General features: G+C 70.6%; 20 protein-coding genes and 1 riboswitch. Of the genes, 9 read left to right on the top strand and 11 right to left on the bottom strand.

Annotation, left to right across the window (positions count from 1 at the left end; genetic code table 11):
- Positions 1–8: 8 nt before the first annotated feature.
- The gene (locus tag ABZ930_RS38155) at positions 9–656 is read right to left on the bottom strand and encodes a TetR family transcriptional regulator (RefSeq protein ID WP_361559032.1); all 648 of its coding nucleotides are present in this window, start codon (positions 654–656) and stop codon (positions 9–11) included.
- A 203-nt stretch (positions 657–859) separates the two neighbouring features.
- Here ABZ930_RS38155 and ABZ930_RS38150 point away from each other — a divergent pair, with 203 nt between their 5' ends.
- Positions 860–2,308: an MFS transporter gene (locus ABZ930_RS38150; RefSeq protein WP_361559005.1), complete on the top strand. Its 1,449-nt coding sequence runs from the start codon at positions 860–862 to the stop codon at positions 2,306–2,308.
- A 71-nt stretch (positions 2,309–2,379) separates the two neighbouring features.
- Complete coding sequence (locus ABZ930_RS38145; protein WP_361559002.1) at positions 2,380–2,667, top strand: hypothetical protein; 288 nt, start codon at positions 2,380–2,382, stop codon at positions 2,665–2,667.
- On the opposite strand, the gene ABZ930_RS38140 is transcribed toward ABZ930_RS38145, so the two are convergent.
- From ABZ930_RS38140 to thrC, 5 genes are all read right to left on the bottom strand, one after another.
- The gene (locus ABZ930_RS38140) at positions 2,646–3,359 is read right to left on the bottom strand and encodes a DUF6215 domain-containing protein (RefSeq protein ID WP_361559000.1); all 714 of its coding nucleotides are present in this window, start codon (positions 3,357–3,359) and stop codon (positions 2,646–2,648) included. The genes ABZ930_RS38145 and ABZ930_RS38140 overlap by 22 nt on opposite strands.
- Positions 3,360–3,487: 128 nt before the next feature.
- The gene (gene groL / locus ABZ930_RS38135; protein WP_361558997.1) at positions 3,488–5,113 is read right to left on the bottom strand and encodes a chaperonin GroEL; all 1,626 of its coding nucleotides are present in this window, start codon (positions 5,111–5,113) and stop codon (positions 3,488–3,490) included.
- A 308-nt stretch (positions 5,114–5,421) separates the two neighbouring features.
- On the bottom strand, positions 5,422–5,628 hold the full coding sequence (locus ABZ930_RS38130) for a cold-shock protein (protein WP_005486335.1): 207 nt from the start codon (positions 5,626–5,628) through the stop codon (positions 5,422–5,424).
- Between the two features lie 419 nt (positions 5,629–6,047).
- Positions 6,048–6,323, bottom strand: a complete 276-nt coding sequence (locus tag ABZ930_RS38125; protein ID WP_361558993.1) for a ubiquitin-like small modifier protein 1 — start codon at positions 6,321–6,323, stop codon at positions 6,048–6,050.
- A gap of 36 nt (positions 6,324–6,359) precedes the next feature.
- A complete protein-coding gene (thrC, locus tag ABZ930_RS38120) occupies positions 6,360–7,664 on the bottom strand; it encodes a threonine synthase (protein WP_361558990.1) in 1,305 nt (434 codons plus the stop codon).
- 18 nt (positions 7,665–7,682) lie between these two features.
- Positions 7,683–7,812: riboswitch (SAM riboswitch) on the bottom strand.
- A 149-nt stretch (positions 7,813–7,961) separates the two neighbouring features.
- Here thrC and ABZ930_RS38115 point away from each other — a divergent pair.
- The 3 genes from ABZ930_RS38115 (at position 7,962) to ABZ930_RS38105 (ending at position 12,495) form a co-directional block, all read left to right on the top strand.
- The gene (locus ABZ930_RS38115) at positions 7,962–8,909 is read left to right on the top strand and encodes a glucosyl-3-phosphoglycerate synthase (protein WP_361558987.1); all 948 of its coding nucleotides are present in this window, start codon (positions 7,962–7,964) and stop codon (positions 8,907–8,909) included.
- A gap of 38 nt (positions 8,910–8,947) precedes the next feature.
- On the top strand, positions 8,948–11,026 hold the full coding sequence (locus ABZ930_RS38110; RefSeq protein WP_361558984.1) for a hypothetical protein: 2,079 nt from the start codon (positions 8,948–8,950) through the stop codon (positions 11,024–11,026).
- A gap of 89 nt (positions 11,027–11,115) precedes the next feature.
- On the top strand, positions 11,116–12,495 hold the full coding sequence (locus ABZ930_RS38105) for a trehalose-6-phosphate synthase (RefSeq protein ID WP_361558981.1): 1,380 nt from the start codon (positions 11,116–11,118) through the stop codon (positions 12,493–12,495).
- 123 nt (positions 12,496–12,618) lie between these two features.
- Here the strand turns inward: ABZ930_RS38105 and otsB are convergent, their stop codons facing one another.
- From otsB to ABZ930_RS38090, 3 genes are read right to left on the bottom strand one after another with little or no spacing between them, the layout of a single operon-like run.
- Positions 12,619–13,446, bottom strand: coding sequence for a trehalose-phosphatase (otsB, locus tag ABZ930_RS38100; RefSeq protein WP_361558978.1), 828 nt, complete (start codon positions 13,444–13,446; stop codon positions 12,619–12,621).
- Positions 13,447–13,465: 19 nt separating this feature from the next.
- Entirely contained in the window at positions 13,466–13,702 is a 237-nt protein-coding gene (locus tag ABZ930_RS38095) for a DUF3263 domain-containing protein (protein WP_361558975.1), read from the bottom strand.
- A gap of 10 nt (positions 13,703–13,712) precedes the next feature.
- A complete protein-coding gene (locus ABZ930_RS38090) occupies positions 13,713–14,975 on the bottom strand; it encodes an extracellular solute-binding protein (protein WP_361558973.1) in 1,263 nt (420 codons plus the stop codon).
- Between the two features lie 170 nt (positions 14,976–15,145).
- On the opposite strand from ABZ930_RS38090, the gene ABZ930_RS38085 reads away from it, so the two are divergent.
- The 3 genes from ABZ930_RS38085 to ABZ930_RS38075 all read left to right on the top strand — a co-directional run bounded on the left by ABZ930_RS38085 (position 15,146) and on the right by ABZ930_RS38075 (position 18,286).
- Complete coding sequence (locus tag ABZ930_RS38085; RefSeq protein ID WP_361558970.1) at positions 15,146–16,090, top strand: ROK family protein; 945 nt, start codon at positions 15,146–15,148, stop codon at positions 16,088–16,090.
- 7 nt (positions 16,091–16,097) lie between these two features.
- Positions 16,098–17,234 (top strand): N-acetylglucosamine-6-phosphate deacetylase, encoded by a 1,137-nt coding sequence (gene nagA / locus ABZ930_RS38080; protein WP_361558967.1) that lies wholly within the window; start codon positions 16,098–16,100, stop codon positions 17,232–17,234.
- Positions 17,235–17,356: 122 nt separating this feature from the next.
- Entirely contained in the window at positions 17,357–18,286 is a 930-nt protein-coding gene (locus ABZ930_RS38075) for a 1-phosphofructokinase family hexose kinase (protein WP_361558964.1), read from the top strand.
- Positions 18,287–18,301: 15 nt separating this feature from the next.
- On the opposite strand, the gene ABZ930_RS38070 is transcribed toward ABZ930_RS38075, so the two are convergent.
- Complete coding sequence (locus ABZ930_RS38070; protein WP_361558961.1) at positions 18,302–19,255, bottom strand: carbohydrate-binding protein; 954 nt, start codon at positions 19,253–19,255, stop codon at positions 18,302–18,304.
- 111 nt (positions 19,256–19,366) lie between these two features.
- Complete coding sequence (cdgB, locus tag ABZ930_RS38065) at positions 19,367–21,037, bottom strand: diguanylate cyclase CdgB (RefSeq protein WP_361558958.1); 1,671 nt, start codon at positions 21,035–21,037, stop codon at positions 19,367–19,369.
- Positions 21,038–21,361: 324 nt separating this feature from the next.
- On the opposite strand from cdgB, the gene ABZ930_RS38060 reads away from it, so the two are divergent.
- A complete protein-coding gene (locus ABZ930_RS38060) occupies positions 21,362–21,943 on the top strand; it encodes a flavin reductase family protein (protein ID WP_361559029.1) in 582 nt (193 codons plus the stop codon).
- Positions 21,944–22,154: the final 211 nt, after the last annotated feature.

Genomic DNA, 22,154 nt, shown 5'->3' with positions numbered 1-22,154 from the left:
AGCGGCGCTCAGCCCCCGGCCTGCAACCGCAGCCCCGCCAGGGTCAGGTCCAGTGCGTCGCGGAACTGGGCGACGTCGTCGTGGCCCTCGAACTCGTCGGCGATCTCGTGCACGAACGGGAACTCCGCGGGATCCAGCTCCCGCCAGGTGGCGACGAACCGGCCGAGGAACTCGTCCCGGGTCACGGCGCCGTCCAGCACCTCGGCGGGCGGCTCCTGGCCCAGGTCGACGGCCGAGCCGACGACGACGCCGACGACCGCGGACACCGCGTGGAAGCGCTGGCGCGCGGTGAGGTTCATGCGCAGGGACTGCTGGCCCAGCTTCTCCCACAGCCGCAGGGAGTTGTTCTGGAGGTCGGTGTTGCGCATGAAGTAGGCGCCCAGCCAGGGGCGCTCCAGGATCGCGTCGAACAGCGTCAGCGCCATCGCGCGCAGCGCGTCGATCGGGTCGTCCTGCTCCGGCAGCGCCTCGATGTCCGCGAGGACCTTGCCGATCACATGGTCCGTGGCGCGGTCGAGCAGCTCCTCCTTGTTCGCCACGTACCAGTAGATGCTCGCGACACCGCCGCCGAGACGCTGCGCGAGCGCCCGGAACGTCAGCGCCGAAGGACCCGCCTCGTCGAGCAGGGCCACCGCCTCGGTGAGCACGGACTCCATCGAGTGCGAAGCCCGCCGGCGTCCCCCGGCGGCGGCGCGGTTCTGCGTGCGCGGCATGGCGTCAGCTCCTGACTTCCCGCTTCGGTTTTGCTTTCTATCGAACGCTGTTCTATCGTAACTTATGGAACGGCGTTCGATGACCGATCGGCGTTCGATACCCCCCCCTCAGAATCCTCCGGATCGGGACAGAAAGGACCGCTGCCATGACTACTCGCACTTATCCGTCGCTGCGCGCGGCGTGGATACCCCTGGCAGCGCTCTGCCTGGCCTTCTTCGTCGAGATGGTCGACAACACGCTGCTGTCGATCGCACTGCCCACCATCGGCCGGGACCTCGGCAGCGGCACCACCGCGCTGCAATGGGTCACCGGCGCCTACTCCCTGACCTTCGGCGGCCTGCTGCTCACCGCGGGCTCGATGGCCGACCGGCTCGGCCGCCGCCGTGTCCTGCTCGTCGGGCTCGCCGTGTTCGGCGCGCTCAGCCTGTGCGTCGTCTGGGTCACCACCGCCGGGGAACTGATCGCCCTGCGCGCCGCGCTCGGCATCGCCGCCGCGGCGATGGCGCCGATCACCAACTCCCTGGTCTTCCGGCTCTTCGACGACAAGGCGCTGCGCATGCGCGCCATGACGGTGATGATCGTCGTCGGCATGTCCGGCTTCGTCCTCGGCCCGCTGCTCGGCGGCACCGCCCTGGCCCACTTCCGCTGGGAGTGGCTGCTCGTCGTCAACGCGCCGATCGCCCTCATCGCCTGCATCGGCGTCCGCCTCGGCGTCCCCGCCGACCGCCCCGAGGACCTGACCAAGGACCGCCTCGACGTGCCGGGCGCCGTCCTCAGCGTCGCCACCATCGGCCTCGCCTGCTACTCGCTGACCAGCGGCGTCGAGCACGGCTGGCTCTCCGCGGCCACCCTCGCCTCGATCGCGGGCGCCGTCCTGGCCGGCATCGCCTTCGTCGTCCGCGAGCGCACCAGCAAGGCGCCCATGCTCGACCTGAACCTCTTCCGCAACGGCACCGTGCGCGGCGCCGCCCTCGCCCAGATCGGCACCTCGATCGCGATGGCCAGCGTGATGTTCGGGCTGATCCTGCACTTCCAGTACGCCTACGGGTGGAGCCCGGTGCGGGCCGGCCTCGCCAACCTGCCGATCATCGTCACCATGCTCGTCGCGACGCCGCTGTCCGAATGGCTCGGCCGCCGCTTCGGCCACCGCATCGCCTGCCTGGTGGGCGCCGCCTGCCTGGCCGGCTCCCTGGCGGGACTCTCCTGGGGCGTCGAGCACGGCTACGCCGTCATCGCGATCTGCATGGTCCTCATGACCATCGGACTGCGGACCGTCATGACGATCTGCGCCGTCGCCCTCGTCGACGCGATGCCCGCCAACCGCACCTCCATCGGCGCCGCCCTCAACGACACCGCCCAGGAGGTCGGCACCAGCGTCGGCACCGCCATGGTCGGCACCCTGATCGCCGCCCTGGTCACCACCACGCTCCCCACCGGCGTCTGGAGCGGCGACCTCATCGCCTCCTTCTTCCACGGCGAGCGGATCACCTACGCGATCCTCGCCGTCGTGGTCGGCGTGATCGCCGCCGTCGGCGCCGCGAGCCTCACCGACTCCCACAACGTCGAGGAGGCCCCGGTCGAAGAGCTCGTCTGACGCGGCAGGACGGCACAGCGCGCGGGACCGCTCGACATGCGGGCCCGCGCGCTTCGCCGCATTCTGGCCCCATGGCTGACAGCACCTTTTCCAAGATCTCCTGGACCGAGTTCCGCCCCGACCAGCGGCGGCTCACCGTCGGCGCGGGCCTGACCGGCGCCGGCATGCTCGTCGCCGCGGCGGGCGTCGGCGTCCTCGTCTACGAACTGGCCCGCGCGGGCCGCTCCTGGACCGGCAGCTGGGAGGTACCGCCCGCCGAACTGGCGCAGCGCGCCCTCCGGCAGGCCCAGACGGCGGCGACCAGCGCGAGCCGCGCGGGCAAGGACGCCTGGAACAGCTACGAAGAGGGCGTGTCCTGAGGCGGCGTCGACCCTGAGTCGAAGCCCGGGACCACCGGGAGCACGTGCTCGGCGATGTCGAGCAGGACCGTCCGGTCGGGGTACCCGCCGTGGTTGCGCCACACCACCAGTTCGTAGGAGCCGCCGCGGTCCTTCGGGTCGAGCGCCACGGTCAGCGCCTCCGCGGGCACGCCCTGGGTGCTCTTCGCGTCCTTGCCGTCCAGGCGGAAGCTCATTCCTATGGTCTGCGACGAGTAGAACACCGCGTTGCGCCGCAGCACCTTCTGCGCGTGCGCGTCGGCGCCCAGCAGCTTCTCCCAGCCCGCCACCGGCCGCTTGTCGTACGTCGCCGAGATCGTCACCGTGTACGTGTCGAACTCGATCCGCGCCGCCCGGTACGGGGTCTTGCCCCGGTCCAGCCTGAGCGACCCGTCACCGCTGCCGCTCGCGCTCCGGGGCAGCTCACCGGGCGTCCCGAGCCAGTCCGCCAGCTCGGGCTGGTTGAGCGCCTTGCACAACTGCGCCCCGGACACCCGCCCGGCGGCCTTGTCCCCCTTGGTCGCCGCCCCGCCCGAACACGCGCCGGGCTTCTCGGCAGCACGCGCCCCACCGTCCGCCAGCTGGTTCTGCGCCCAGAACCCGACCCCGACCGCCCCCACCACCGCGAAGGCCGCGATGGCCTGCCCCCACGCGTTCATCGGCTTCTCTGTCATGTCCCCACCCCATTGATCAATCGCAGGGGGACATTAGCGCCCCGCCACGACGGCGGGACAGCAAAAAACGAGGGCGGCACCCCCGAAGGGATACCGCCCTCGCCTAAGGACAGGCTGAACCGTCAGGCTCAGAAGTCCATGTCACCGCCCGGCATGCCGCCACCGGCCGGCGCGGCGCCGGCCTTCTCCGGCTTGTCGGCGATGACGGCCTCGGTGGTGAGGAACAGCGCGGCGATCGACGCGGCGTTCTGCAGCGCGGAGCGCGTCACCTTGGCCGGGTCGAGGATGCCCTCGGCGATCATGTCGACGTACTCGCCCGTGGCGGCGTTCAGACCGTGGCCGACGGCCAGGTTCCGAACCTTCTCCACGACGACGCCACCCTCGAGACCACCGTTGACGGCGATCTGCTTGAGCGGGGCCTCGAGCGCGAGCTTCACGGCGTTGGCGCCGGTCGCCTCGTCACCCTCGAGCTCCAGCTTCTCGAACACCGCGGAGGCCTGGAGGAGGGCCACGCCACCACCGGCGACGATGCCCTCTTCGACGGCCGCCTTCGCGTTGCGAACGGCGTCCTCGATGCGGTGCTTGCGCTCCTTGAGCTCGACCTCGGTCGCGGCACCGGCCTTGATGACCGCAACACCGCCGGCCAGCTTGGCCAGGCGCTCCTGCAGCTTCTCGCGGTCGTAGTCGCTGTCCGAGTTCTCGATCTCGGCGCGGATCTGGTTGACGCGACCCTGGACCTGGTCGCTCTCACCGGAGCCGTCGACGATCGTCGTCTCGTCCTTGGTGATGACGACCTTGCGGGCGCGGCCGAGCAGGTCGAGACCGGCGTTCTCCAGCTTGAGGCCGACCTCCTCGGAGATGACGGTGCCACCGGTGAGGATGGCGATGTCGCCGAGCATGGCCTTGCGGCGGTCACCGAAGCCCGGGGCCTTGACGGCGACCGACTTGAAGGTGCCACGGATCTTGTTGACGACCAGGGTCGACAGGGCCTCGCCCTCGACGTCCTCGGCGATGATCAGCAGCGGCTTGCCGGACTGCATGACCTTCTCGAGCAGCGGAAGGAGGTCCTTCACGTTGCCGATCTTCGAGTTGACGATGAGGATGTACGGGTCCTCGAGCGAGGCCTCCATACGCTCCATGTCGGTGGCGAAGTACGCCGAGATGTAGCCCTTGTCGAAGCGCATGCCCTCGGTGAGCTCGAGCTCCAGACCGAAGGTCTGCGACTCCTCGACGGTGATGACGCCTTCCTTGCCGACCTTGTCCATCGCCTCGGCGATGAGCTCGCCGATCTGGGTGTCGGCGGCGGAGATGGAGGCCGTCGAAGCGATCTGCTCCTTGGTCTCGACCTCCTTGGCCTGCTCGAGCAGGGCACCGGAGACGGCCTCGACGGCCTTCTCGATACCGCGCTTGAGGGCCATGGGGTTGGCACCGGCGGCCACGTTGCGCAGACCCTCGCGCACCAGGGCCTGGGCCAGGACGGTCGCGGTCGTCGTGCCGTCACCGGCGACGTCGTCCGTCTTCTTCGCGACCTCCTTGACCAGCTCGGCGCCGATCTTCTCGTACGGGTCCTCGAGCTCGATCTCCTTGGCGATGGACACACCATCGTTGGTGATCGTGGGGGCGCCCCACTTCTTCTCGAGGACGACGTTGCGACCCTTGGGGCCCAGGGTCACCTTGACGGCGTCGGCGAGCTGGTTCATGCCGCGCTCGAGGCCGCGCCGTGCCTCCTCGTCGAACGCGATGATCTTGGCCATGTGAAGTGGTCCTCCCGGACGGGGTGGAAACGCAAACGGACCGTGCTGGTGCCCGCGACGGACGGCCCTTGAGCCTTGTGGTTCCTTGCCCCACCCGGCTCCCGGACCTCACCGACCCGATCCAAGTTCTGTCACTCTCACTCGGAGAGTGCTAAGCCCAATGATTAGCACTCGCCCCCTGCGAGTGCAAGCGGCTATCACAGATCGGGCGGGGGCGCGCGCAGCACGAAGGGCCCGCCTCCGGCGAACCGGGGGACGGGCCCTTCATGGACGTACGAAGCGCTTGTGTGCTGCAGTCGGTCGCGCGCTCAGCCGGCGGCCAGGCGGACCATGTCGGCCTGCGGCCCCTTCTGGCCCTGCGAGATCTCGAATTCCACTCGCTGACCCTCTTCGAGGGTGCGGTAGCCGTCCATCTGAATCGCGCTGTAGTGGACGAAAACATCCGCACCACCGTCGACCGCGATGAAGCCGTACCCCTTCTCCGCGTTGAACCACTTGACGGTGCCCTGAGCCATGCCTAACTCCCCTATTACTGGCCCTTGCGCGAGTCCGCACTTCGCGGACCCGGGTCAGACCTCACGCCCCAAAGGGTTTGGGGGTGTGCGCCGGAACGCGTCGACCGCGGCTGAATGTATCTGCCCAACTGCCGTCTGCAACAGGTCAGTCGGACGAGAATTCTGGGCACGCGTGATCGCGGAAAACGGGCCAACTGCGCGGATCTCAGGGCAAGTCGGGCCACACAAAAGCCATAAAAGGCCTGAATGGGCGGCACACATTGGCTGCTTCTTGTCGCGCTTCGGGCGTGAACTCATATGCGCCCGTCATGCACCACGTTCGGAATCGAACCAGCTTCCCCAACTGTACCGCGCTCAACCATGCAGAATTGCCCCCTCCGCTTTCCTCGCGGAGGGGGCAATTCGGGTAACTCTCGGTGTCAGCCGCCGGCGACGGCCGGAATGATCGAGATGCCGGCGCCGTCGGGCGTGGCGGTCTCCAGGCCCTGCTCGAAGCGGACGTCGTCGTCGTTCACGTACACGTTGACGAAGCGGCGCAGCTTGCCCTGGTCGTCGAGGACGCGGGCGGCGATCCCGGTGTGGTTCTTCTCCAGGTCGGCGATGACATCGGCGAGCGTGGCGCCCTCGGCGCTGACCTCGGCCTGCCCGCCGGTGTAGGTGCGGAGGATGGTGGGGATGCGGACGGAAACGCTCATGCTCGGTGACTCCTGTTGCTGCTGGTGTGGGATGTCTCAGTGCGCGAGGCCGGCGTCGCGGAACGCCTCGAGGGACGGGCGGATCGTCGCCGTCGCCTGCGAGGACTCCGCGACCGCGTCGAGCGTCTTGAGGCCGTCGCCGGTGTTCAGCACGACGGTCGTCAGCGACGGGTCGATCAGCCCCGCCTCGATGAGCTTCTTGGCGACGCCGACCGTCACCCCGCCCGCCGTCTCCGCGAAGATCCCCTCGGTCTGCGCGAGCAGCTTGATCGCGTCGACGACCTGCTCGTCGTTCACGTCCTCCACGGCACCACCGGTACGGCGCGCGATGTCCAGGACGTAGGGACCGTCGGCCGGGTTGCCGATGGCGAGCGACTTGGCGATCGTGTTCGGCTTCTGCGGCCGCACCACGTCGTGGCCGCCCTTGTACGCGACCGAGACCGGGGAGCAGCCCTCGGCCTGGGCGCCGAAGAGCTTGTAGGGCTTGTCCTCGACGAGGCCGAGCGCGATCAGCTCCTTCAGACCCTTGTCGATCTTGGTGAACTGGGAGCCGGACGCGATCGGGATGACCAGCTGGTCGGGGAGCTGCCAGCCGAGCTGCTCGCAGATCTCGTACGCGAGCGTCTTGGAGCCCTCGCCGTAGTACGGGCGCAGGTTGACGTTGACGAAGCCCCAGCCCTCGCCCAGCGGGTCGCCGATGAGCTCGGAGCAGAAGCGGTTCACGTCGTCGTAGTTGCCCTCGATGGCGACGAGGTCACCGCCGTAGACACCGGCCATGACGACCTTGCCCTGCTCCAGGTCGTGCGGGATGAACACGCAGGAGCGGAAGCCGGCGCGGGCGGCGGCGGCGCCGACGGCACCCGCCAGGTTGCCGGTGGAGGAGCAGGACAGGGTGGTGAAGCCGAAGGCGCGCGCGGCCTCGATGGCCTGCGCGACGACCCGGTCCTTGAAGGAGTGGGTCGGATTGCCGGAGTCGTCCTTGACGAACAGCTTGCCCTGCTCGACACCGAGCTCACGGGCGAGGTTGTCGGCCTTGACCAGCTTGGTCCAGCCGGGGTTGATGTTCGGCTTCTCGGCGACGTCGGCCGGGACGGGCAGCAGCGGGGCGTAGCGCCAGATGTTGGCGGGTCCGGCCTCGATCTGCTTGCGGAGCGCCTCGGGGTCGCCGACGGGAAGGTCGTACGCGACTTCCAGAGGCCCGAAACACTCGACGCAGGCGAAGATCGGTCCGAGGGGGAACTGAGCGCCGCACTCGCGGCAGGAGAGCCCGGAGGCGGGACCGAGGTCGACGGAGGCGTTCGTCGAGGTGGTCGGTTCGGTCGCGACAGTCTGTGCAGCCATGAGAGGCGAGGCCCTTTCTCCTCATCTTCCTCGCGACGTACCTCGCCGCGAGACGGAATTGGCACCGTCCCCACCGTGACCTCGTCGGTCGGCGGGAGGGTTGCCGGGGCTTCAACGGGCCGTATCCCTCTGCCCCTCTGGATGAGCGGTATTCGATTGTGTGGATTGAGTTGTACGGGCTCGCCGACCCCGACATGCGATGGTCACGGACCCTGTTCAAGACTGTAACTGAAGGGGTGGACCCTTGAGATAGTCGTCCGAACCGCGAGATGGATCACATACGGGAGGGCCCTGGACGTGCTGGAAGAAGTCGAGAGCTGGCTCGGGCGGCGCTCCTGGTCCGTGTCCGACCGGCCGCTGCCCCAGCTCATCGCCGCGAAGCGGGCGTCGGGCCGGACGGTGAGCGTCGTCCTGCCCGCGCTCAACGAGGAGGAGACGGTCGGGGAGATCGTCTCCGTGATCCGGCGTGAGCTGATGACGGAGGCGGTGCCGCTGGTCGACGAGGTCGTGGTGATCGACTCCGGCTCCACGGACCGCACCTCCGAGGTCGCCGCGGCGGCCGGGGCGCGCGTCGAGCACCGGGACACGATCCTGCCGCGGATCCCGGCCCGCCCCGGAAAGGGTGAGGTGCTGTGGCGTTCCCTGCTCGTCACATCCGGTGACATCGTGTGCTTCGTCGACGCCGATCTGAGGGAGTTCTCGGCGGACTTCGTCTCCGGCATCGTCGGCCCGCTCCTCACCGACCCGGAGGTGGACTTCGTCAAGGCGATGTACGACCGCCCGCTCGGCGAGGCGGCAGGTCAGGGCGGCCGGGTCACCGAGCTGATGGCCCGCCCGGTCCTCAATCTGCACTGGCCGCAGCTGGCCGGCTTCGTCCAGCCGCTGGGCGGCGAGTACGCGGCCCGCAGAAGCCTGCTGGAGCGGCTGCCGTTCCCGGTCGGCTACGGAGTGGAGCTGGGGCTGCTGGTCGACGCGCTGCACACCGTGGGCCTGGACGCGCTGGCCCAGGTCGACGTCGGCGTCAGGAAGCACCGGCACCAGGACGGGCAGGCGCTCGGCCGGATGGCGGCGGCGATCTACCGCACGGCCCAGCTGCGGCTCGCGCGCGGGCACCTGGTGCGGCCCGTGCTCACCCAGTTCGAGCGGGGCGCGGACGGCTTCGAGCCGCGGGTGCACTCCGTGGACACCGAGGAGCGGCCCCCGATGACCGAAATCAGTGAGTATGCGGAGCGTCGCGTGGCGTAATCACCAGATAATAGGGAGCTTTCCCTACATTGCCCCTTATGTGGCTTAGACAGGTACAGGGCACCTTGGCGGCGCTTGCCGCCACAGCAGCGGCCGCCGCGACGCTCGTCGCCGCGGCCGCTCCCGCGTCCGCGGTCGTGGTCGAACCGTTCGCCCAGCGCTACGACGAAGCCGTCTACGGCGACTTCGTCACGCTCGGCAACACCGTCATGGAGTGCCCGTCGACGCCCGCCGACGACGCGGCGCGCTGCCTGGCGGCGCAGGCCGGGACGACCAGCGAGAACAACAACCAGTTCGACATGCAGTACACGAACACGAGCGGGTTCTCCGCCGGGGTCCTGAACTCCTCCACCGGCCAGGTGACGATCCCGCCCGGCGCCACCGTCGCGTACGCCCGGCTGTTCTGGGGCGGCAACGACGGCACGTACAAGCTGGGGAACAACCAGATCGCGCGCTGCGACACCGCGGGGCTCGCCACCTCGCCCACCGACAGCGGCCCCCTGGACACCCGGCCCCGGGTACGGGTCGGCGGCGGTCCCGAGTCCCAGGTCACCGTGGAGAACGCGGTGCGCACCCCGGCCGCGGTCGGCGGCCCGCACTACTACACCGCCGAGTCCGACATCACGTCCCTGTTCGCCTCGGCGCCCACCGGCAGCCCGGTACCGGTCGCGGTCGGCGACATCTGGGCGCCGACCGGCAAGGGCTGCGTCGGCGGCTGGTCGCTGACCGTCGTCTACAAGTACGACGGCCCGAACGAGCAGTACGCGCCGACCCGCCGCCACGTCTACGTCTACGGCGGCCACGTGGTGCAGCAGTCCAAGGACCCGGACACCACGATCGGCATCGACGGCTTCTACCGCGCGGGCAACAAGGACGTGCGGGCGAGCGTCACCGCGTACGAGGGCGACGCGAACGTGTCCGGTGACGCCTTCCTCGTCAACGGCACGCGGATCTCCGATCCGGACAGCGGCGCCGGCACCAACAACTTCTTCAACAGCCGCGCCGAGGGCTGCCTCGATCCGTGCGAGGGCAACAACTTCAGCATCGACGCGAAGACCGCGACGATCCCCTCGGACGTCATCCCGGAGGGCGCGACCTCCGCGAACCTGACCTTCCGCACCCGCGGCGACACCTACGTGCCGTCCGCGCTGGCGTTCTCGGTGCCGGTGCCCGACCTGGAGGTCAAGAAGTCCGCGTCGCCGAAGACGGTGAAGCCGGGCGACAAGGTGACGTACACGATCACCGCCAAGAACATCGGCGGCGTCGACTACCCGGGCGCCAGCCTCTCCGACGACCTGTCCGAGCTCCTCGACGACGCGACGTACGACAACGACGCCAAGGCGACCATCGGCAGGGTCTCGTACGACCGCCCCAGACTCTCCTGGAGCGGCACGGTGCCCGAGGGCGAGACGGCGACGCTGACCTACAGCGTCACCCTGCACGACCCGCTCAGCGGCGACGGCAAGCTGACCAACAACGTCACGGCCGACACCCCGCGCACCAACTGCGAGGCGGACTCGACCGACCCGAGCTGCGGCTTCACGCCCGTGATCGAGAAGCCGACGCCGCCGCCGGTCACACCGACCCCGGCGCTGGAGATCGTCAACCGGCCGCAGCGGCCGACCGCGCCGCCGTGCGCCACGGTCCGCGACACCATCACCATCGGCAACAAGAGCGGTGACCCGCGCAAGCGGGCCGCGGTCTCCTTCCCGGCGAAGCACATCAAGGGCACCCCGGTGGTCTCCTCCGGCACGCTCACCAAGAAGGGCGCGGACTACGTCTGGACAGGTGACGTGCCCGCCCACGGCAAGGTCGTCATCACGGCGAACCTCCGGGTGTCCTGCACCCCGGGCGCCGTCACCGTCCTGCCGGTGACCGGCGAGGTGCCGAAGACCAACTGCACGGCCCGCACCCGCGGCGGCGACGACCCGTGCACCGCGGTCGTCGTCACCGAGCGCCGGCAGGCACGCCCCACCCCGCCGCACCCGCAGCCGCACGGCCCCGAGCTGGCCGCGACCGGCTCGGACGTCCCGGTTCTCCTCTACGGCGGGCTCGCGCTGTCCCTGTGCGGGGCCGGCGCGCTGGTCCTCTCGGCGGTCAGCAGGCGCAAGGACTGACCTGATTCCGAGAGCGTTGTATACGGCCGGGCCCCCGCTGGGGCCCGGCCGTACGTTTGAGGGTTTGGGGTGCGGGCTAGTTTCGCCTTATGGCTTCCACGCATGGTGCTGCTGAGGTTCTCGTCGCGTCCAACCGCGGCCCGGTCTCGTACGTCGTCGGGGACGACGGCTCGATCGAGACGAAGCGCGGGGGCGGCGGACTGGTCTCCGCGCTCAGCGTCGTCGAGGACAAACTCTGGGTCTGCGCGGCGCTCGACGACGGCGACCGGACCGCGGTCCGCCAAGGGGTCGCCGAGCCCGGCGTGCGGATGCTCGACATCGATGCCGGGGTGCACGCGGACGCCTACAACGGCATCGCGAACTCGGTGCTGTGGTTCGTGCACCACATGCTCTACCAGACGCCCCTGGAGCCGTCGTTCGGCCCGGAGTTCCGCCGCCAGTGGGCGTCGTACGAGGCGTACAACCGGGCGTTCGCCGAGGCGCTGGCCGAGGAGGCCGCGCCGGGCGCCACCGTGATCGTCCAGGACTACCACCTGGCGCTGGTCCCCGGCATGCTCCGCGAACTCCGCGAGGACCTGCGCATCGGGCACTTCTCGCACACGCCGTGGGCGCCCGTCGACTACTTCCGGATGCTGCCCGACGACATCGCCGAGCAACTGCTGCGCGGGATGCTCGGCGCGGACCGGCTGGCCTTCCTGACCCGCCGCTGGGCGGACGCGTTCACCGAGTGCTGTACGCGGATCATCGGGGGCACGACGGGAACGCGGGTCGGGGTGCACGGGCTCGGCGCAGACGCCGACTTCCTGCGCGAGCGGTCGCACCGGGCGGACGTCGAGGAGCGGCTCGCCGCCCTGCGCGAGCAGATCGGCCCCGGCCGCAAGGCCGTGGTCCGGGTGGACCGCACCGAACTCTCCAAGAACATCGTGCGCGGCCTGCACGCCTACGAGCTGTTCCTCGACCTGCATCCCGAGTGGCGGGAGAAGGTGGTCCACGTCGCGTTCGCCTACCCCTCGCGGCAGGACCTGGCCGTGTACCGCGACTACACCGCGGAGGTCTCGCGGGTCGCGGAGGCCGTGAACGCGCGCTTCGGCACCGAGGGGTGGACCCCGGTCGTCCTCCACGTGAAGGACGACTTCGCGCGCTCCCTCGCCGCGTACCGTCTCGCCGACGTGGCGCTGGTCAACCCGATCCGGGACGGCATGAACCTCGTCGCGAAGGAGGTGCCGGTGGTCTCCGACGACGGGTGTGTGCTGGTGCTGTCGCGGGAGGCGGGGGCGTTCGAGGAGCTGGGTGAGGACGCGCTGGTGGTGAACCCGTACGACGTGTCCGGGACGGCTGCGGCGCTGGCCGACGCGTTGGCCATGCCGGCCGATGAGCGGGCCGAACGCACCAAGCGCCTCGCCGCGGCGTCCACTGCGTTGCCGCCGGGTGCCTGGTTCCTGGACCAGTTGCGGGCTCTCGGCGACTGATGTCCGTCTGCGGCCCGGTGGGGGCTGGTCGCGCAGTTCCCCGCGCCCCTGAAAGCGAGCTTCGCTCGCCTCAGGGGCGCGGGGAACTGCGCGAGACGCGGCCACCGGGCGGAGGACGAATGGCTATCCGGCGGTCACGGTGCGGGCCAGGTCGGACAGGAAGGTGACCACCTGCGCGGGGCCCGGGAGGGTCAGGTCGGCCCGGGTGGAGAGGTCCGGGACCTCGGTGCCGCTGCACAGGAGGACGCCGGGGAGACCGTCCGACCGGAGCTTTTCGACGGCGGCGAAGGCAGGGAGGTCCCCGAGATCGTCCCCGGCGTAGAGCACCGACTCGGCACCCACCTCACGGACGTACTCCGTGAGCGCCACCCCCTTGTCGACCCCGGGCGGCCGCAGCTCCAGCACGAGCCGCCCGGGCTCGACCACCAGACCGTGCCGGGCGGCAAGATCCCCCAAAGGCCCCCGCAGCGCCTCGAACGCCCCCTGCGGATCGGCGGCCCGCCGGGTGTGCACGGCGACGGCCCGCCCCTTCTCCTCCACGTACGTGTCGTGCCACCACCCCAGCTCGGCCAGCACCCCGGGCAGCTCGGAACGGACCGAGGCCACCCCGGGATGCGGAGCGGGCGCGTGCACGGTGCCGGTGACGGCGTCCCAGCGCTCGGCGCCGTAGTGCCCGAGCACGACGAGGTGCCCGAGCCCGGCCACCCCCGCGAAGTCCCCGAGCCGGACGGCCACCCCGGCGGGCCGCCCGGTGATGACGGCGACCGAGGCGACCCGGGGCGCGAGCGCGGCGAGCGCCGCCACGGCATCGGGGTGCGCCCGGGCCTGCTCGGGATCGGGCACGATCGGGGCGAGCGTCCCGTCGAAGTCGAGGGCGATCACGGCCCGGGAGGGCCGGGCGACTATCGCGGCGAGTCCGTCACGCCCGGCGGCGGTCCTGATGGCGTCCATGAGGCGACCTTAGCCATCCTCACCGCTCTTGGCGCTTGGCCTCACGAACCCTGCGCAGCCGGTTCACGGTGACCGGGGCGGCCGCCAGGGCGCGGGGGTCGTCGAGCAGGGCGTTCAGGAGCTGGAAGTAGCGCACGGGCGCCATGTCCAGCTCCTCGCGGACGGCCCGCTCCTTGGCCCCGGGTGAGGTGAAGGAGCGTCCTTCGAACGCGAGCACGGCCAGTTCGCGGTCGTCGAGGGAGGGCTGTGCGTCCATGCCCGTCACGCTACTCGGCGGACTCGGCCGCCGCCGCCTCGCTCTGGAGCCGGCCGAGCACGGCGGACGGGCTGCCGTGCGGGGAGACGGCGGAGCCGATCTCCTGCTTGATGCCCTCGCTGACGCTCGCCCAGGACGTGTTTCCGACGGGGTACAGCTCGGAGTCGCCCAGGCTCTTGAGGAACGGCCAGAGCTTCTTGTCCTGGCCGGCCGACGCCATGGTGTTCGAGGCGCTGCTGGTGACCGGCAGCAGGTCGTACTCGCGGGAGAAGTCGAGGACGTTCTGCTCGCTGTAGACGTAGTTCAGGAAGTCGCCGGTCTCCTTGGCGTGGCCGTTCTGCTTGAACGCCATCATCCAGTCGGCGACGCCCATCGTGGACTTGGCCGGACCGTTCGGGCCGGGCAGCTGCACGGTGCCGTAGTCGATGCCCTTGGCGGCGGCCATCTGCATCAGCGTCGGGTGGCCGTTGAGCATGCCGACCTCGCCCTTGGCGAAGGCCGCGAAGGCGTCGGCGCGATTGAGCTTCGCGGGCGCGGTCGAGCCGGTCAGCCCCTTGTCGACGAGGTCGTCCTTGAGCCAGTCGAACGTCTCGATGTTCTGCTGGGAGTCGAGGGTGTAGGAGCCGACGTCGTCGGTGTAGCCGTCGCCGCCGCTCAGCATCCAGATCATGGTCTCGGCCTGCGCCTCCTCCCGGCCCAGCGGCAGCGCGTAGGGGATCTTCACCCCCTTCGCCTTGAGCGCGCTCGCGTCGGCGGCCAGCTCGGCCCAGGTGGTGGGCGGGGTGAGACCGGCGTCCCTGAAGAGCTTCTTGTTGTAGAAGAGCAGGCGCGTGGAGGCGGCGAACGGCATGCCGTACTGCACGTTGTTGACCTCGCCCGCGTTGGACAACTGGGGCAGGAAGTCGGCCTGGGTCGGCACGTTGAGCAGGTTGCCGACCGGGTAGAGCTTCCCGGCCGCCGCGTAGTCGGCGTACGCGCCGATCTGCGCCATGTCGGGGGCGTGGCCGGAGTCGACCAGCTTCTTGACCTTGGCGTCGACGACCTTCCAGTTGTAGACGTCGACCTCGACCTCGACGCCCGGATGGTCCTTCTCGTACGCGCCGGCCAGCTCGTCCCAGTACTTCTGCGAGCTGTTGGCCGCGGAGTCGCCGTAGTCGGCGGCGACCAGCTTGAGGGTGACGTCGTCCGATCCGCTGCCCCCACAGGCGGTGAGCGTGCCCGCCATGCCCAGTGCGGCCGCAGCCGCGATCAGACCGGTGATGTGCCGCTGCACCGTGTGTCCCACCCTCGCACTCGGGAATCCGCTAGTCGGACACCAGGTCTACACCACTCAGATCTCGTATCGGCAACAAGGCCGTTCAGGGGGGCCAGAAGGGTTCAGGGTCACAAGATCCCTGCAAGTGGACTAGACCTGTTGCGGGTCGACGCGCGAGACTGTGCCCCGTGAGACATGTCATCGCCCTGGACGTGGGCGGCACCGGAATGAAGGCCGCCCTGGTCGGGGCGGACGGCACCCTGCTGCATCAGGCGCGCCGGGCGACGGAGCGCGAGCGGGGCGCCGACGCGGTCGTCGAGTCGATACTCGGCTTCGCCGCCGAGCTGCGGGCCTGGGGCGAGGAGCACCTCGGGGAGACGGCCGTGGCCGCCGGGGTCGCCGTCCCCGGCGTCGTCGACGAGGCAGGCGGCATCGCGCTGTTCGCCGCCAATCTCGGCTGGCGCGACGTGCCCATGCGGGCGCTGCTCAGCGAGCGGCTCGGCGCCGTCCCCGTCGCCCTCGGCCACGACGTGCGCACCGGCGGGCTCGGCGAGGGGCGGCTCGGCGCGGGCAAGGACGCCGACCGCTTCCTGTTCCTGCCGCTGGGCACCGGGATCGCCGGCGCCATCGGCATCGACGGACGGATCGAGCCCGGCGCGCACGGCTCGGCGGGCGAGATCGGCCATGTGGTCGTGCGGCCCGGCGGGATCGACTGCGGCTGCGGCCAGCGCGGCTGCCTGGAGCGGTACGCGTCCGCGAGCGCCGTCACCCTCGCCTGGCAGGACGCCTGCGGCGACACCACGGCGACCGCCGCGGACTGCGCCAAGGCCGTCGACGCCGGGGACCCCCGGGCCGTCCGGGTCTGGCAGGACGCGGTCGACGCGCTCGCCGACGGGCTGGTCATGGCGCTCACTCTGCTGGACCCGCGCACCCTGATCATCGGTGGCGGTCTGGCCGAGGCCGGGGAAACCTTGTTCACACCCCTGCGGGCGGCCGTCGCCGAGCGCGTGACGTTCCAGTCGCTGCCCACCATCGTCCCGGCCGTCCTCGGGGACAGCGCCGGGTGCCTGGGCGCGGGACTGCTCGCCTGGGACCTGCTCGACCACACCGCACCACTGGATCCTCGGAGGTAACCGCCTGATGGCCACAGCAAAGGTGCTCGCCGGTGCCCGGGTGGTACTGCCCACCGGGACCGTCACCGACGGCCGCGTCATCGTCGAAGGTCCGCGCATCGCCGGGAGCGCTCCCGCGGACGCGGAGACCGTCGACCTCACCGGCCACTGGGTGGTGCCCGGCTTCGTCGACATGCACAACCACGGCGGTGGCGGCGCGTCCTTCACCTCCGGCACGGTCGACGAGATCCTCAAGGGCATCCACACCCACCGTCAGCACGGCACCACGACGATCGTGCCGTCCTTCGTCACCGGCGACATGGACTTCCTCGTCCAGCGCGCGGGCCTGCTCTCCGAACTCGCCGAGCAGGGCGAGATCGCGGGCATCCACTTCGAGGGCCCGTTCATCTCGCCGTGCCGCAAGGGCGCCCACGACGAGACGCTGCTGCGCGACCCCGACCCGGCCGACGTGCGCAAGCTGATCGACGCCGCGCGCGGCCACGCCAAGATGGTCACGCTCGCCACCGAACTGCCCGGCGGCATCGACTCCGTACGGCTGCTCGCCGAGCACGGGGTGATCGCCGCGATCGGTCACACCGACGCCACGTACGAGCAGACGGTGGAGGCCATCGACGCGGGCGCCACGGTCGCCACCCACCTGTTCAACGCGATGCCGCAGCTGGGCCACCGCGCCCCCGGCCCGATCGCCGCCCTCCTGGAGGACGAGCGCATCACGGTCGAGCTGATCAACGACGGCACCCACCTGCACCCGGCCTCCCTCGAACTCGCCTTCCACCACAAGGGCGCCGACCGGGTCGCGTTCATCACGGACGCGATGGACGCCGCCGGGTTCGGCGACGGCCGCTACATGCTCGGCCCGATGGAGGTCGAGGTGAAGGACTCCGTGGCGCGCCTGGTGCAGGGCGGCTCCATCGCGGGCTCGACGCTCACCCTGGACCGCGCGTTCAAGCGGTCCGTCACCGTCGACCGGCTGCCGGTCGACGACGTCGTACGGGCCATTTCCGCCAACCCCGCCCGGCTGCTCGGCGTGTACGACACGGTCGGTTCGCTGGAGCCCGGCAAGGACGCCGATCTCGTGGTCCTGGACGAGGAGTTCGAGGTCAAGGGCGTGATGCGCAAGGGCGAGTGGCTGGTCGCGCCGTAACTCACCGTGCGATCAAGGCGGTTGGCCCGAGGTCTGGGCCAACCGCCTTGACTTTGGCATGATCGACCCCCGTTACTGAAAGTACGTACGCACACAGCCGTATCGGGGGGTGGTGAGGTCCTGTGATCCTCACGGTCACACTGAACACCGCACTCGACATCACCTACCGGGTGCGCTCCCTGCGCCCGCACGCCTCGCACCGGGTCACCGAGGTCACCGAACGCCCGGGCGGCAAGGGGCTGAACGTCGCGCGGGTGCTCGCCGCACTCGGCCACGAGGTGACCGTCACGGGCTTCGTGGGCGGCGCGACGGGACACGCCCTCCAGGAACAACTCCTGGGCGCCGAGCGGATTTCCGACGCCCTGGTGCCCGTGCACGGTTCGACCCGTCGCACGGTCGCCGTGGTGGACACCTCGACGGGCGACACGACCCAGCTGAACGAACCGGGCCCGTCGATCGCCCCCGCCGAGTGGGCGGCCTTCCAGGAGGCGTACGAGGATCTGCTCGGCTCCGCCTCGGCGGTGGCCCTGTGCGGCAGCCTGCCGCCCGGCGTCCCGGTGGGTGCCTACGGGACGCTGATCCGGACCGCGCGGTCCGCCTCGGTCCCCGTCCTCCTGGACACCAGCGGCGAACCGCTGCGCCGGGGCATCGCCGCCCGCCCCGACATCGTCAAGCCGAACGCGGACGAGCTGGCCGAACTCACCGGCTCCCACGAGCCGTTGCAGGCCATGAAGGACACCCGCAGACGCGGCGCCCACGCCGTCGTCGCCTCCCTGGGCGCCGAGGGCCTGTGCGCCCTCACCCCGGACGGCGCCTGGCGCGCCCCGGCCCCGGACCGCCTGTCCGGCAACCCGACGGGCGCGGGCGACTCGGCGGTGGCGGGCCTCCTGTCGGCCCAGGCCGAGAAGCTCCCGTGGCCCGACCGGCTGGCCCGCGCGGTGGCGCTGTCGGCGGCGACGGTGGTGTCCCCGGTGGCCGGCGAGTTCGACCGGAAGACGTACGACGACCTGGTCACCCGGGTGACGGTGTCGGAGCGGGCGGGGGCGGCCTGAGGGCCGCCCGTCACGTCAGCCGTTCTTGCCGGTCAGCCAGAACTGGTCGAAGTTCGCGTCGCACTTGTTGCCGTCCTGGCAGGACACCGTGATCGCGTTCGTCCCCTTGGTGAGCTGGACGGACGCCCAGGTGTTCGTCCAGCCGTGCTCCCAGTCGCCCTCCTTCGCGTGGGCGAAGTTGTTCATGTTCAGGGGGCGGGACTGCTTCTTGCCGTTGACGTCGATCGTGGCGTCCTGGGCCTTGCCGGGCACGCCGTAGTTCACGTAGAGGCGGTACTCGCCGTCGTCCGGGATGTTGTTGACGGTCCAGGTGATCGAGGCGCCCACCTTGTTGAAGCCCGCGACGTACTGGCCGCCGTCGGCCTTCGCGCCCTGCACGTCCGACGCGACGGCGGTGCCGCCGCCCAAGGTGACGGACTTCGCGTCGGTCTTCGGCAGGTCGGCCGCGGCCTCGGAGGCCGAGGCGGACGGCGACGCGGACTCGCTGGGCTGCACCGACTGGGAGTCGCCGGAGGGCTTGCCGCCCGCGTCGGCGTTCTTGTCGTCGTCCGAGCTGTTGCTCATCATGGCGACGCTGATGCCGATGACCACGGCGGCCACCACGGCGACCGCGCCGATCAGCAGCGCCTTGGTGTTGGGGCCGCGGCCGCCGCCACCGCGCGAGGAGCGCGGCTGCCCCGGCTGCGTGGGGGCGCCGCCGCCGGGCATCGTCTCCGGTGCCTGGTAGTGCGCGTTCGGCTGGTGGTACGCCTGGGTGGGCTGAGTCTGCTGCGGCGGCACCTGCTGCTGACCGTACTGACGCTCACCGACCGTGCGGACCTGATGGAAGGAGCGGGAGTTCGGGTAGCCGTAGCCACCGCCTCCGCCGTTCGGCGGGGTCGCCCCGGCCGCCTGTCCGTCGGCGTACAGATAGCCGAACGGATCCTCGTCCTCAGGCGTGGTGCTCCCGCCGTTGTTGCCGGGCGCCATCCCTGATCACTCCCTACGCGTTTGCTTACCCGGGCGAGCGTACCCGCTGCGAGTGACCCCAAGGAGTGGCCTTGACCTCACAGATACATGAGAATCCGGGCTTTGTGCCGCTCAGCCCGCTCGCCGGTGCTGCTTGGCACGTGATCTTTTCTCCACGTACATCCGCTGGTCAGCGGATTGCAGCACTTCTTCGGCGGTCATCCCGCAGTGCGCCCAGCCGATGCCGAAACTGGCCCCCACCCGGACCGCCCTGCCGTCCACCCGAATCGGCGGAATGATGGCATTGCGCAGCCTGACGGCGAGATCCTGTGCGTCCGCGCGGCCGAGTCCGTCGGCGAGCACGACGAACTCGTCACCGCCGAGCCGGGCCACCGTGTCCCCGTCGCGCACTCCGCTGGTGAGGCGGCGGGCCACCTCGATGAGGACGGCGTCGCCCGCGTTGTGCCCGAACCGGTCGTTGATCGACTTGAAGCCGTCGAGGTCGCAGAAGAGCACCGCGAGGCCCTTGGTGCCGTCGTCGGTCGTCTCGTCGCCGCCCGGCGCCGCCACGTGCACATGGTGGTCGAAGCCCTCGTAGAGGCCGCCCGCGGCGTGCCCGGTTCGGTGCAGGGCGGCCGGGCCGTAGTCGAAGTCGTGCCCGATGGGGTCGCCGTAGGCCGCGTCGAGGGAGTCGACGGCGCTGGGCAGCTGCTCCTGGGGGCGGCGGCACAGCCGGGCCGAGAGCCGGGAGCGCAGCTCCGCCGAGTTCGGCAGGCCGGTCAGGGAGTCGTGCGAGGCGCGGTGGGCGAGGTGCAGCTCGCGGCGCTTGCGCTCCTCGATGTCCTCGACGTGGGTGAGCAGGAAGCGCGGCCCGTCGGCGGCGTCGGCCACCACCGAGTTGCGCAGGCTGACCCAGACGTACGTGCCGTCGCGCCGCCCGAGCCGCAGCTCGGCCCGGCCGCCCTCGGCGGAGGTGCGCAGCAGGGTGCCGATGTCCTCGGGGTGCACGAGGTCGGAGAAGGAGTAGCGGCGCATCGCGGAGGCGGGCCGCCCGAGGAGCCGGCACAGCGCGTCGTTGGTCCGCAGGATCCGGCCGCGGTCGTCGCCGCCCAGCTCGGCGATGGCCATGCCGGAGGGCGCGTACTCGAAGGCCTGCCGGAAGCTCTCCTCGCTGGCGCGCAGGGCCTGCTGCTCGCGCTCCAGGCGGACCAGGGCGCGCTGCATGTTGGCCCGCAGCCGGGCGTTGCTGATGGCGATGGCGGCCTGGAAGGCGTACATCTGCAGGGCCTCGCGGCCCCAGGCGCCGGGTATCCGGCCGTTGCGCGGGCGGTCCACCGATATGACGCCGATGAGTTCGCCGCCGGCCGCGCCGGTCGCGAACATCGGGGCGAAGAGGCGGTCGGAGGGGTGCCACTCGTCCTCGAAGCGGGGCGGCGGGCCGTCGGTGAACCACTGCGGCACGTCGTCCTCGTCGAGTATCCAGCCCTCGGTGTGCGGTATGAAGCAGAGCTCGCCCCAGCGCTCGCCCATCGTGAGCCGGCGGTCCCAGGCGGCGCGGGAGCCGACCCGGCCGGTGATGAGGGCCTCGGCGGCGGAGTTGCCGGAGAAGGCGGCGACGACGAGATCGCCGTCGGGGCGTACGAGGTTGACGCACGCCAGCTCGTAACCCAGCCCGTTCACGACCCCGTCGGCGACGGTCTGCAGGGTGTCGGCGAGGCTGCGGGCGGCGTTCATGTCCGCCATCACGTGGTGCAGCTGCCGCAGGGTCGCAAGACGGACGTAGGGCTCCGACTCGGTCTCCATGCTCAGCTCTCCCCGAGACCTCGACAGCACTCCAGTACTCTGATCGGCTCTTTCCCCGCGCACGTGCATGAGCACGTTCATCTCGCAGTGTCGACCGCCACTGAATCACAGCGCGCTGCCCACTCGGTACACAGGGTCAACAAAAAAGGGCTCCTGTGACTCAAGTCACAGCAAAACATGAAGGATTGGGGAGCATACCCAGGCGCAATCTGTGCGTTTCCTGAACGGCCGCATCACATGAAGGTACGCCGAAGGACCTAGGCCTCCTCTCGGCCCTCGGCCCGATGTGGGGCACCGTACCCGCCGGTTAGCGTCGTAGTCGTGTTGAAGACTCCCCCTGCCACCGCCGTCACCCCAGCACCACGCTCCCCCGGGCATGCTGAGGGGGTGAGCAACGACCAGTTCCGCGCCGCCCTGTCCCGTCTCGCCGCGGGTGTCGTTCTGCTGACCGCGCGCGAGCCCTCCCTCGATCCCGGCGACGCCGGGGCGCCTCCGGGCGAGGACGCGGGCATGACGGCCACGGCCTTCATGTCGGTGTCCTTGGATCCGCCGCTGGTGATGGTCTCCCTGCGCAACGGCTCCCGCATGGACGATCTGCTGGAGGAGCAGCCGCTGTGGGCGGTGTCACTGCTCTCGGAGTCGCAGAGCCACATCGCGGGGCGGTTCGCGATGAAGGGCCGCATCAGCGACCGGCTGCTGTTCGAGGACATTCCGTACGTACGCGGCGAGCACACGGACGCTCCGCTGGTCGGCGGGGCGCTGGCGACCCTGGAATGCCGCACGGAGCAGCGGGTCGTCGCGGGTGACCACACCATGTACATCGGCCGCGTCCTGAGCGCCGCCCTGCCCAGCGCCGACGGCGGCCCGCTGATGTATTTCCGGGGGCGGTACCGGGGCCTGGGATGACCTCGCCCTTGGCCTTCGTCCGCGGCTCCGGTGGGGGCTGGTCGCGCAGTTCCCCGCGCCCCTGAGGCATGCGCTCCGCGCAGCCTCCCCTGGACGAGCGGAGCTCGTTTCAGGGGCGCGGGGCTGGACGCGGCCCCGGCGCAGGTGCTCGCCACCGTCAACGTCATGTCCTTGTTCGGCCTGCACCGCAGTCTGCACGGCGCGCTGGTAG

The sequence above is a fragment of the Streptomyces sp. NPDC046716 genome (genome assembly GCF_040645755.1).
In the GTDB taxonomy this organism is placed as follows: Bacteria; Actinomycetota; Actinomycetes; order Streptomycetales; family Streptomycetaceae; genus Streptomyces.
Note: the sequence above shows the minus strand (reverse complement) of the source record. Positions and strands in the feature narration are given on the sequence as shown.